The organism is Mongoliitalea lutea (genome assembly GCF_014652135.1).
GTDB lineage: Bacteria > Bacteroidota > Bacteroidia > Cytophagales > Cyclobacteriaceae > Mongoliitalea > Mongoliitalea lutea.
The window spans coordinates 76,224-88,809 of record NZ_BMYF01000001.1; the positions used below are offsets into that span (position 1 = coordinate 76,224).

A 12,586-nucleotide genomic window follows, 5' to 3' on the forward strand; every position below is an offset into this window, starting at 1 on the left:
CTACAGCTTCGCCCTCTCAGTCCCAAACTTAGCACTATTGAATTGAGTAATTTTTTTACTCATTAAAACAAAATTATATGTTCGAAAGATGATAACAAATTTTTTTTAATCTTATTTGACTGTTTCAAAAGACTGTTATTTTGGAAAGGAGATCCTTTGCCCTACTCAATTTATTTTGCCTCCAGTTGGGGAACATATTTTTTTCAGGCATCCTGAGTCATATGTTAGGATACGACGAACGATTGCTTCTATAGCTTCATATGAGACTTTTTGGAATAAGCTATGTGCTAAGGTCCATTTTACAAGGGTGTTTTTTTAATCTTTTACTTCAAAACTCAATTGCCTCCCCTCTTGGAGTGCTTTTTTATCCAAACTGAGACCAACAGCCATTCCGATTACCATCCCAATGGGTAGCCCTATCCCCAAAAGTGCAATATTTCCAATGCTTATACCAATCGAAACCCCAAGAGGCAATCCATACACTGTCATTCCTAAAACTAACCATAAATTACGGTAATAATTGATGGGGACAATTTTCATTTTTTTTTCAAGTTGCTTTAGAATGAGATTTTGCTCCTGTTTGATCAGCTTTATCAATTGTATACCCTCAGTTGTTGAAGCATTGATTTTATCTACACTAAGGTTTATAAAACTAATAAGGTGATCAGGTAAATCTCTTGCCTTTAGCTCACTTAGAAGCTCTACAAATTGCATATAAACCTTGGCTGGCTTCTCGTCAGACCAACTTTTAGAAAAATCATTTATGTCTTTGATTTCCATAAATTCCTGTCCATTATTCTACTATTTTTTTCAATTTTTTCGCTGACTTTTTATTGTAACCTTTAATAATTTCGGTCAATTGCCCCTCTTCATTGATGACAAAAAACATTGGCCACATGGTTCTATTCAAGTAAGTTGATGCAAATCCATATTCATCCCATAGGTTTGTCCAAGTGATTTTTTCTTTAGGGTCTTGATATGTATTAAGCCATGTTTCTTTGGTTGGATCTTCCCAAATTGTAATCAGTTCTATTGTATCATTATTCATTTGAGAGAGTTGTTCAAGTAAGTCAATACTGGCAATAGAGAATAAGCATCCCGAGGAAAATAAGCTGATAATTCTTTTGTTAGTATTCCCATTTGTAACTGAAACATGTTTTCCCTCCTTATTTGGTAATGTAAAGTCTTCAACTTTTTGACCTTTCTTTAATGCCCCAAGATTTTTCGCAGACAAATAATTATAAATTCTCTTGTAATAAATAGTCTGTTTATTTTCTTCACTGACTCCTTGAGAAAACATTTTCAAGTCTGAAATTGACATATTTTCTTTATTCATTTCAGCAAAATATAAACTAGGTATAGTGTTAGGGTTTTTCAGCAGGAACTCGATTTGTGATTTCCCTTTTAAATTCTCAATATTTTCGGAAATGGATTGAAATGGCAACAAATCAAGAACTTGGAAAGATTTGTCAGCCCAATCTAAGGTTAAGTTAAGACTATCACTTTCAAACCAAATCAACGGAGTCTGCTTTTCTATTTTACCACGTTTTGAAATTTTCGCAACATACGCAAAAGAAGGCGTTTGCGAAATATTTCCGTTCACCGAAAAAGCCCCATTTTCTGATATTTTTAAGGGCAAAATAAAACCATCTAAGCCTAAATAGATTAACTCTCCCGGATTCAAATTTCTAATTTCTCCACTGAAATTAACATTATTTTGAGCCTTGGCCTGAAATAGTACTGAACACAAGGTAAGTAATAAAAGTACTTTCTTCATTTTGTCTGTGATTTTTTAACTACTAAAAATAGTTTTCCTTTCCTTAATGTCAAAACGCATCTTTTTTGGGAATGTTTCCCTTCAGCATAACGGAAATATTTTTTTAAAGCTACTCATTCATACCAACTATATAAATACCCAAAATTGGGTATTTCTACTCTCTTATTCCCCTTTCTCACCAAAAACTCAATACGCAATCTTTACACTTCAGTCAGTTCATCCTACACCTCAGTCAGGTATTTTTTCCTAGCTCGTTTCTATGCATCACCTTTGGATAAAATCAAAGGCTATGAAAGCTTACCAACTATTATTACTCTTACTATTGCTATTCTCCCAAGGTGCCTGGGCCCAAATGACTGTCCGAGGAACAGTCCACAACCAACAGGGAGAAACCATCCCCGGCGTAAATATCTACATCAAAGGAACCTATACAGGCACTAGCTCGGAATTGGATGGAACTTATGAATTGGTGGTGGAAGGAAATGAGGGTTTTGTTCTGATTTTTCAGGCTTTGGGATTCCGAACACAGGAAATTCCTGTTCAGCAGGGACAAGTAACAATGGAATTATCCATCACACTCAAAGATGCAATCAACGAAATGACAGCGGTCACCATTACAGCAGGGGCCTTGGAAGCTTCGGATGAAAAAAAGGCAGTGGTACTCCGGCCTTTGGATATTGTCACTGTTCCTGCCGCCATGGGGGATATCATTGGAGCATTTCAAACCCTTCCGGGAACTGCCACTGTAGGCAACGATGGACGCTTATTTGTGCGCGGTGGGGATGCCAGCGAAACAGCCATTTTTATCGATGGGCTACAAGTGGGCAATGCTTTTGGTACTACAGCCAGCAATGTGCCTACACGTACCCGCTTCAACCCTAACCTTTTCAAAGGCTCCTTTTTCAGCACTGGTGGATACTCGGCCGAATTTGGGAATGCCCTCTCCTCTGCCCTTTCGCTAAATTCAGTAGATATGCCCCTCAGAAGTCAAGGAGATATCAGCATCATGGGTATCGGTGCTGGATATAATCAGACCTTAGTTGGTACAAAAAACAGCTTAACTGCTGGTGCAAACTATATGAACCTTGGTCCCTATCAAAACATGGTCCGACAAAACTTCGATTGGGAACAAGCACCTGCGAGTTGGGATGCGGAAATTCTCGGTAGGCAAAAATTAGGGAGCAACACCCTGCTCAAAGCATATGCCCGCACCGAACGAGGCACCATGAAAATCTGGCAAGCCCAACCCGGCATACCGCAGGAGCGCGGCATCCTATTAGGCGTAGACAACCGATATTCCTTTGCACAGGTGTCTGCTAAGCATACAGGGAAAAAAGACTGGAGTATGTACGGGGGGATGTCTTTCTCCACCAATAGCGACTTCCTTACAGTTGATCAATTAAGTATCCGCAATACGAACCGGGTTTTTCACGCCAAAGGGGTGGCCATCAAAGATTTTTCTGAGCAATTTTCCCTGAAATCGGGATTGGAGCATTTTAGATTTGACTATAGCGAAGCCTTACCCTTGGAAGGAATGGAGCGAAGTTTCGAAGATCAGCAGTTAGCGCTATTCTCAGAAGCAGACCTTTACCTCAGCAATCGCCTGATTTTCCGAATTGGCTTACGGACTGGGTATAGCGCACTTGCCTCCCAAACATGGATAGATCCAAGGGTATCCTTTGCCTACAAATTTGAACACGAAGGCCAACTCTCCATAGCTGCCGGAAAATACAGCCAAATGCCCGTAGAGGAAATCCGTGTAAACCAGACCAATTTGCAAAACACAGAAGCTTGTCACTACATACTCAATTACTTCCTGAGTAAAAATGGACGTACCATTCGAGCAGAGAGTTTTTACAAAACCTATGATGGCTTGATCACTTACGATGGAGGTCGATTTGCCTATCAGAATATCCAACAAAATGGGTCAGGATTTGCCAGAGGATTTGACCTCTTCTTCCGTGACCGACAAACTTTTGAGAATACAGACTATTGGGTCACTTATAGCTTTGTCGATAGCCAACGGCAATTCTACACATTCCAATCACAGGTGCAACCGGGATTTGCTCCCAAACACACCCTTGCGGTGGTGGTCAAACATTTCATTCCCTCATTAAAATCCCAACTAGGCACATCTTGGAGTATGAATGATGGCTATACCTACACAGACCCCAATTTTCCCGGTGAAATGAATAGCAAAACTCGGGGATTTCAAGACCTGAGTCTGAGCTGGAGTTACCTCCCCAAGCCGCATTTGATCATCCATTTAGCTTGTTCCAATATCCTAGGGAGAGATAATATTTTCGGATACAATTTCAGTCCAACACCAAATGAGGCTGGCCAATTTGACCGACTCCCCATCAGACAAACAGCCCCTAGATTCCTGTTTCTAGGCATATTTATCACCCTTAGTAAAGACAAATCAGCAAATCAATTAAATAACTTATAATCTAAACACCTATGAAAACGTACCTTTCCCTTTCCGCCATCCTCATGATTTTCACATGGAATCTAAGCTTTGTCTTGATTTCGGGATACATACTAATCACTGTGGATGAGGTGCATCTTGGAAATATCAATTGGATGCTCGTCCTCAACAACACCTTCTACCCTATCATCGTAGCGATCATCGTCATCAGTATTTTCATAGCCCGGTCTTGGTTGTACGAATGGAGGCATGCGGCTTTGGAGGCAGAACGCCTTAAAACAGAGAACGTTTCCTCTCAATTCCAATCACTCAAAGATCAGCTCAATCCCCATTTTTTGTTCAATTCCCTTAATGTGCTTTCCAATTTAGTTTATGAAAGTCCTGATAAGTCAGCGGCCTTTATCCAGCAATTGGCGAAAATTTACCGCTATGTGCTGGATGTGCAGGCAGAAGAATTGGTGCTATTGAAAAGGGAATTGGAGTTTGCCAGCAGCTTCTTAAGCCTGCAAAAAATCCGATTGGAAGATAACTTTACCTACCAAATCGATATCCCTTCTATCCCCCAAGCTTACATTCCTCCATTATCCCTGCAATTATTGCTGGAAAATGCCCTGAAACACAATATTGCATCCCAAGAACAGCCGCTGAATATTCATATTTATTTAGAGAATGAGGCTTTGGTAGTTAGCAACAATTTGCAACCAAAAACTTCCATTGAACAGGGTTCAACTAGGATTGGCTTACGCAATATTGACAGGAGGTATCAATTGCTCAGCGATAAAAGACCACAAATCCTTTCAACTGCAACCGAGTTTACCGTTACCTTACCCCTACTTCGAATTTCCATCTTATGAAAATCCTCATTATAGAAGATGAAGCACCAGCTGCGAAGCGATTAGAAAAGCTTATTCTAGAGCAAGTTTCCTCGGCAAGCATTCAAGGACGTTTGGATAGCATCAAAAGTGCATTGGCATATTTTGAAAAACATCCCCACCCAGACTTGATTTTTTGTGACATTCAGTTAGCCGATGGCTTAAGTTTTGAGATTTTCAGGCAGGTTACGGTAGATTGTCCGTTAATATTTACTACGGCATATGATCAATATGCCATACAAGCCTTTAAAGTCAATGCTATCGATTACCTTCTCAAACCTATCGATCCAAATGAATTGGCTCAAGCAATGGATAAGTTCCATAAACTTCAACTAAAACCAAGCATTGATTTTGCTCAAATCCAGCAATTGCTCCTGCAATCTCAAAAAACCTATAAAACAAGATTTATGGTAAAAGTCGGAGAAAAAATCAGTGCCCTTGAGGTAGGTGACATTTTATACTTTTTCAGCGAAGAGCGGATTACTTTTGCGGTAACTTTTAATGGTAAACGCCATATTTTGGATTACACTTTGGAACAATTGGAGGATCAACTCAACCCCAATGACTTTTTTCGACTTAACAGAAAATATTTCACTAGTATCAAAGCTGTGGAAGAGATCATTACTTATTCCAATAGTAGACTGAAAATCAAGCTGAAAGGTAGTTCCGATCAGGATATTCTTATCAGCAGAGAAAAAGTCGTGGACTTTAAAAACTGGTTAGATTCATAAGTAGAAAATTTTAAAGAAAATTAAGAATCTGATTAACGATTTTTAGGATAGCTATTTTCATTTTTTTGAACGAATTGCAGAAATTTATTCTATTAAATCTTAATACGATGATAGCTAAACCAACTTTTACCAAAGACCAAAAAACAAACCAAGTTTACAGCTGTGGCATTCATCAGAGCTATAAACTTGGTTTTGAACAGAGTTTAAAAGCCTTGAGCAGCCTCCAGAAAAGGAGAAGACCACTCCGGGATAAATAATATATTTATTGTAATAGCCTCAATGCTTCTTTACGTACTTCTTCATTTGTATCATTGATAGCGATATTGGAGAGTACCGATGGATTGGTCACTTTTCTAACTGCCTGTCTACGTACATCAGCATTTCTATCTTGCAATGCCACAGTAGCTAAGGTTGACTGATTTGAGAGTTTTTCTACGGCTAATTTTCTAACTTCCTGATCCTTATCTTGTAAGGCTGCTGTTGCAATAACTGACTCGTTGGAAATTTTTCTCAGTGCTTTTCTCCGGATATCTGCATCCCGGTCTTGCAATGCTACCTGTCCCAGTACTGATTCATTAGAAAGCAACTCGACAGCCAATTTCCTTACATCATCACTACGGTCATTTAATGCTGCTGAAGCAATCACAGATTCATTGGTAATTCTTCGCAAAGCTAGTTTCCTGACATCTGCATCTTTGTCTTGCATAGCTACCGAGCAAAGTGCGTTTTCATTGTCCAAGCGTTCTACTGCCAATTTGCGCACTTCTTGATTTTTATCATTAAGTGCAACCGCTGCCAATATAGACTCTTTGCTCAGTCTTCTGACAGCTGCCATACGTACATTTGCATCCCGATCATTCAAGGCAACAGTTGCAAGAACAGACTGATTACTCAACTGATCCACTGCCATGAGACGTATTTCAGCGCTTTTATCATCCAAGGCAACTTTGGACAATACAGCCTCATTGGCTTCCACCCCTAACTCTTCATCAGGATTATACGCGTAAATCTTATTTGGCTTAGCATTCATACATGAACCCAAAACCAATAAGCACAAAAGATAAATAGGCAACTTCTTCATAAAACAGTAGAATCTTAAAATGTTGGATTAATTTATAAAACTAACGTCACAAAGTCAAAAAGGGTTTTGTTAAATCTATTTGTCAATCACATCCCCCGTTTAAAAAAAATTGCACTTCCTCCGTTTGAGAAAAGTATATTTGTTTACTTACCAAGATTAAAATCTTATTTACCCATCTATGAAGAAACAACTTTACCCATTACTACTCGCTGGATTTTTTTCCTTTGGCTCATTGCATGCACAAAGCTTGGATGGATTTAAGCAATCCTCTTTAGAAAAGCAGCAACTTATGGAAACTAAATTCCTTCAGACTGTTGACTTTTCGGCTTTTCGCAAGCACTTAGAGAAAATCACTTCAGATCCCCACCCTGCTGGTACAGTGGCCAATGAAAAGGTCAAAGACTATATGGTAGAGACAATGAAAAAAGCTGGTTTAGATGTCAAAGTCTATCCATACGATGTCTACTTACCCATTGGAGCCGGAGAATCCCTGATTGAATTGGTAACTCCAATCCGCATGCCACTCAATCAGCAAGAAAATATTTTAGCAGAAGATCCATATTCAGCTCATAAAGACTTATGGAAAGGTTGGAATGCCTTTACAGGCAATGGTGATATAACCGCCGAGGTAGTCTATGCCAACTATGGGACAAAAGCTGATTTTGAGCGACTCAAGGAATTAGGAATAGACGTGAAAGGGAAAATCGTCTTGGCTAGATACGGAGGAAATTTCCGTGGATTCAAAGCTAAGTTTGCGGAACAGCATGGGGCCGCCGGATTGATTATTTTCACCGACCCTGGAGATTCGGGCTACATGAGAGGCTTGGTCTACCCAGATGGAATTTTTTACAATGAAAGTTCTATTCAAAGAGGTTCACTCCTTACAGTTGATTGGACAGGTGATGCTTTGACTCCCTTTGAACCGGCTTTGCCTTTGGATAGCAAAACCAAAGTAAATCGTCTGAAGCCTGAAGAAGTTGGATTACATACCATTCCAGTCACGCCAATTTCCTATGGTTCTGCCAAAGAAATCATCGGGCGCATGACAGGCAGACCAGTTCCAGCAGGCTGGCAAGGGGGACTGCCTTACACGTACAGATTGGAAGGAGGCCCAGATCTTCAAGTTCGATTGAAAGTACACCAAGATAAAGGCTTTGTCCGTGCCAACAATGTTATTGGAACTGTTAAAGGCAGCGAGTTCCCTGATGAGTGGGTGATTTTGGGATGTCATTACGATGCTTGGAGTTTTGGTTCAACAGATCCCAATTCAGGCACAGCCATGTTACTTTCTTTGAGTGAAACCTTGGGAAAAATGGTAGCGGAAGGTTACAAGCCATCCCGTTCTATCATGATAGCCCATTGGGATGCTGAAGAACATGGAGTCATTGGCTCGACTGAATGGGTTGAGCAATTTAGAGAAGACTTGAAAGCTAAAGCCGTCGCCTATATCAATTTGGATGCAGCTGTATCTGGAAGAAACTTTGGAGCTTCCTCCTCTCCTACCTTGAAAAAAGTAATCATGGATGCAGCCAAAGCAGTTAGCTTCCCTGACTCAGCTAAAACGGTATATGAAGTATGGTCTGGCAGAAGGGATGAACCTACGATTGGTAATCTAGGAGGCGGTTCAGACCATATTGCTTTTTACATGCATGTGGGTGTTCCTTCCATTAGTGGAGGAGCTTCGGGACCAACCTTGTATCATACCAACTATGACAATCTTCATTTCTATGAAAAATTCGCTGACCCTAGTTTTAAAATGGGAGGAACAGTTGAGCAATTGGTAGGAATCATGAGTTTACGCTTGGCAAATGCAGATATCATTCCTTATCAGGTATCACGTTATGCCAAAGATTTGGATGGGCACTTTACATCTTCGGAAAGAGGAGTGAAAAACTTCAATCCAACATTTTTAGGCTTTGAACAATCCCGCGCCGCAATAGCTTCTATGAAAAATGCTGCTGAATCTTTGGATCAGCAGCTTGCAGCAGCATTGATCTCCAATCAATTGGATAACAAGAAAGCCCAACGCATCAATCAAGCCATGCTCGCCTTGGAAAAGGCTTTTATTGATCCAAAAGGCATGTATTTTGGCAGTTGGTATCGTTCTTTATATGCTGCTAATGATCCGTTTAGTGGGTATGCTTCCTGGATTCTGCCTGGTATTCAATATGAGATTGAACTCAAATCATCCGAAAGATTAGAAGAGTGGGATACCCGCTACGCCAATGCGATCAAGGATTTACAACAGCGTATCGAAAAGGTTGCTGCTCTTTTGTAAGTTGATTTATAGGAAAATAAAAGTATTAGATAGTCTCAACTATGAATTGATATTAAAATCCCCACAGGTTACAAGGGCGCAATCTGTGGGGATTTTACTATTGACTCACTTTAAAATGTAGCCTCACTCTATCTGTATTGTTTCCAATTTCTATCGTGTTATCTCCTAATGTGAGGTCTTTTATGAAGATTGACCTACAGGTATTTGACTGTAAAAGAGTACTCTTAATGGAAAAAGCCTGCTCTAAAGAAGTACACGGATTCACTTCTGACCAACTCCCCCCAATTACAATTCTGGCGTTTTGGAATTGACCATTTGGAATAGTGTATGTTTTTGTTTGATTGATTAGAAACTGCTGATTCATCGTAAGTTGCAAAACCCCTGAAAGCCCTTGATTTCCAGGCCTATTTAAAAGAATACCGCCGAATAAAGCTCCACTTGGTCGTGCACAAGAGGTGCTAGTAGCCATCCAAGTTTCTAATATCCCAACGTATTCAGCACTTTGCCTATAAGCTGTAACTTGCTGACCATTACAACTTTCTTGATCTACCGTCAACGTTTGGATGCCGGTAAATTGAATAGTGACAGTATTTTTGGTTTGATCAAGTTTTAAGGGGGGCATAGACAAGTTTGAAGGCACATTAATTGGACGGTTTACAGTTACATCCTGTGGCAAAGAACCTTTCCAATCTACACTGGCATTTTGAAAGTTGCTATTTGGACCTGTATTTGCAGTTCCAGATGCGATGAATTGGACAGAGTCCCTTTTGACTGTTTGAATAGCATTCCATAAAAGCAATGGATTACTTATCTCTTGTATTTGTGGCGTACCGCTTACTGTAGCAAAAGTGCTTGTCTCTCTCATGGCTACAGGAAGCAATTGATTATTGAATGGCAACTTATAAAATGCGAACAGTACATACCAAGTTTCTCTTACTTGCCTGTTGATCCCAGGTTTTACATATGTTCTCGTCCCTGTTGGAATAGCTAAAATATGTCTGTTGTTTGGTGCATCAAAGGTGTGACGTGTGGCTGTTGAATTCCATTGCAATAAACCATTGGCTCCAAAATTAATCCCACTTGGATAACTCCAATCACTTCCAATAATCCGGAGCCATTCAAAGTTTAAATTGTTAAATTGCCCTGCTCGCAATCCTTGATTATTGGTAATCTGGAGTCTACTTGCCACAACAAAACTCCCATTTGAATGCTTTACATTGTTGGTCCAAATTCCATCGATAGAAAATTGCGCCGAACTATGAGTTATATGAAGAAAAAAGCTAAGAATTAAAATAGTGTATTTCATGGATCGATATGGTTAAGTTATACTACTTAATCCACATACTTCCTCTAGGTAAACCTTCTAAGAAAAAAAATCGGTAAATTTAACCGACTTTTTTTCCTTGAAACAACTCATATTTCAATAGTCTACAATCAATCGTCCCATTATAAAACTCAATTCGTTGGGAAGTACGTAATCCTACTCTCTTTGCCAAAACCATATTCCCTGTAAAAATCAAACCCGTGTATCCCGGACATTTTTGTTTCATGAAATCCCCCATAGCTTTATAAATCTCACCCAGATCACCTTCTTCTCCTAGTCGCTCTCCGTACTCAGGATTGAAAAATACGGCTCCTTCTCCAGTTTCTGGCACTACTGTCTCTCTAAAATCACACACCTGAAAGTCAATGAGATCTTCTACCCCAGCAGTTGCTGCATTTTCCCGGGCAAATAAAACCGCCTGCTCTGAAATATCCGAAGCAATGATTTTCAAATTAGGTGCTCTGAATACTTTCCGCTCCATTTTGGCTTTTATCTTCTGGTAAACAGCCTCATCGTAACCTTTGAAGTACATAAAACTATAATGATCCCGATGCAGTCCTGGATATCTTCCAGTCGCCATCATCGCAGCCTCAATAGCTAAGGTTCCAGAACCACACATAGGATTCACAAAAGGAGACATCATATCCCAACCAGAAGCTAAAATCGTCGCTGATGCTAAGGCTTCCAACATAGGGGCATGTCCTGGAATTTTTCTATAGCCATGTTTGGCTAAAGTTTCTCCAGAGGTATTGATATACAAGGTAGCTTGGGTGTCTTTCCAAAACAATTGCAACACAGCACCATCTAAGTCCGAACCTGAATCTGGCCTTCTATTAAACTTCTCCCGAAAACGGTCCACAATCGCATCTTTGACACGTACATTGACAAAAAGAGGATTGGTTACCGTTGGATTATCCACTGTTGAAATGACAGAAAAATAGGTATCAGGTTCCAAATAATCCTCCCAAGGAAGTGCTTTTACCCTTCTATAAATATCATCTGCTTTATGCAAATAGAAAGATTTAATTTCATACAAGACATGACTGGCAGTTCTTAAATGAAGATTCAAGTCAATGCAATCATTTAATGAACCAAAAATCTCCACATAGGTACGTTCTACACGTACAGGTTTGAAGCCCAAGGATATCACTTCTTCTTCCAAATAGGCGGAGAAACGATCTTTACAGGTAATGACTATTTTACCTTTTTCATCATAATTCAACATGGGGCAAAGGTAGTCAAATAAAATGGCTATTCATCCCCTACTTGTTCAATAGGGGTTATAAGAACAGTTTCCACCAACACGGGACTTGCTTTAAAATAACCAGCAAACATTCCCGACCCTCTTATTTGTCGAATATTCGAAACAGGATTTTGCGGAGGAGGTGAAAACAGTCCGCCATCATTAAAAAGTAAGCTTACCAATTGATTCATATAATCAAATGCATCTTGATTCAGACGAAATAATTCTAATCGCACCCGGTCATTGGCACGAAAGGGAACATTCAGTTCAAATCCCTGATTCAGGATATTGGTACCAAAGGTATCATCAAACAATAGATAGTCTGTTCTACTGTTCAGCAAGGTATCATTTCGGATAATCCGAATTCTGTAATTGTTATCCTCTGTAAATGGGATATCTCCAAATAATGTCAGATAGTAGCCCTCGCTTCGGAAAAACCGCTGATCTCTAAATTCAACCCGAATACTATCAAGTGTAGGTGGTGGTAAAATTGTGCCATCCGCTTGATATTCATTCTCTCCGATCCGAACATTTAACTCGTAGCTTTCATTAATCGAGCCCACAAAGTTGTTGACAGGCAGGTACAATCCCAACTGTTCTGAAAACCTAAAATTCAAGCGAGCATTGGTGCGCTTATTTCGGATATACACCTGCGCATCTTTGATAAAATCATTAGGCTCTGCATCGAAAAAGTCTCTCGAACGGGATAGTTGAACAAAATTCATTTGCGAGTTATTTGTCCATACAGCCTCAATGACAGGTATTGGCTCCGTGGTGCGGAGATCTAAAAAGACCTCCTCCTGGCAGGAAAAAAAGCCAATCGAAAGAAATATCCAAATGAATCTATGCATG

Annotated in this window: 10 protein-coding genes; 4 read left to right on the plus strand and 6 right to left on the minus strand. The window is 39.8% G+C overall.

All coding sequences use genetic code 11. From position 1 onward, the window contains the following. Positions 1–315: 315 nt before the first annotated feature. Entirely contained in the window at positions 316–780 is a 465-nt protein-coding gene (locus IE080_RS00320; protein WP_189578276.1) for a hypothetical protein, read from the minus strand. A 13-nt stretch (positions 781–793) separates the two neighbouring features. After that, positions 794–1,777, minus strand: coding sequence for a TlpA family protein disulfide reductase (locus IE080_RS00325; RefSeq protein WP_189578278.1), 984 nt, complete (start codon positions 1,775–1,777; stop codon positions 794–796). A gap of 289 nt (positions 1,778–2,066) precedes the next feature. Between IE080_RS00325 and IE080_RS00330 the strand changes: the two genes are divergently transcribed. From IE080_RS00330 to IE080_RS00340, 3 genes are read left to right on the plus strand one after another with little or no spacing between them, the layout of a single operon-like run. After that, entirely contained in the window at positions 2,067–4,226 is a 2,160-nt protein-coding gene (locus tag IE080_RS00330) for a TonB-dependent receptor (protein ID WP_189578280.1), read from the plus strand. 11 nt (positions 4,227–4,237) lie between these two features. Beyond that, a complete protein-coding gene (locus tag IE080_RS00335; protein ID WP_189578282.1) occupies positions 4,238–5,059 on the plus strand; it encodes a sensor histidine kinase in 822 nt (273 codons plus the stop codon). Next, positions 5,056–5,808: a LytR/AlgR family response regulator transcription factor gene (locus IE080_RS00340; RefSeq protein ID WP_189578284.1), complete on the plus strand. Its 753-nt coding sequence runs from the start codon at positions 5,056–5,058 to the stop codon at positions 5,806–5,808. The genes IE080_RS00335 and IE080_RS00340 overlap by 4 nt, the downstream gene beginning before the upstream one ends. A gap of 262 nt (positions 5,809–6,070) precedes the next feature. On the opposite strand, the gene IE080_RS00345 is transcribed toward IE080_RS00340, so the two are convergent. Next, positions 6,071–6,889, minus strand: coding sequence for a hypothetical protein (locus tag IE080_RS00345; protein WP_189578286.1), 819 nt, complete (start codon positions 6,887–6,889; stop codon positions 6,071–6,073). A 178-nt stretch (positions 6,890–7,067) separates the two neighbouring features. Here IE080_RS00345 and IE080_RS00350 point away from each other — a divergent pair, with 178 nt between their 5' ends. Then, the gene (locus tag IE080_RS00350) at positions 7,068–9,167 is read left to right on the plus strand and encodes a M28 family metallopeptidase (protein WP_189578288.1); all 2,100 of its coding nucleotides are present in this window, start codon (positions 7,068–7,070) and stop codon (positions 9,165–9,167) included. A 97-nt stretch (positions 9,168–9,264) separates the two neighbouring features. Here IE080_RS00350 and IE080_RS00355 read toward each other — a convergent pair whose 3' ends face one another. From IE080_RS00355 to IE080_RS00365, 3 genes are all read right to left on the minus strand, one after another. Further along, a complete protein-coding gene (locus IE080_RS00355; RefSeq protein WP_189578290.1) occupies positions 9,265–10,473 on the minus strand; it encodes a hypothetical protein in 1,209 nt (402 codons plus the stop codon). Positions 10,474–10,552: 79 nt separating this feature from the next. Further along, a complete protein-coding gene (locus tag IE080_RS00360; RefSeq protein WP_189578292.1) occupies positions 10,553–11,716 on the minus strand; it encodes a THUMP domain-containing class I SAM-dependent RNA methyltransferase in 1,164 nt (387 codons plus the stop codon). A gap of 26 nt (positions 11,717–11,742) precedes the next feature. After that, positions 11,743–12,585: a DUF4249 family protein gene (locus IE080_RS00365; RefSeq protein WP_189578294.1), complete on the minus strand. Its 843-nt coding sequence runs from the start codon at positions 12,583–12,585 to the stop codon at positions 11,743–11,745. Position 12,586: the final 1 nt, after the last annotated feature.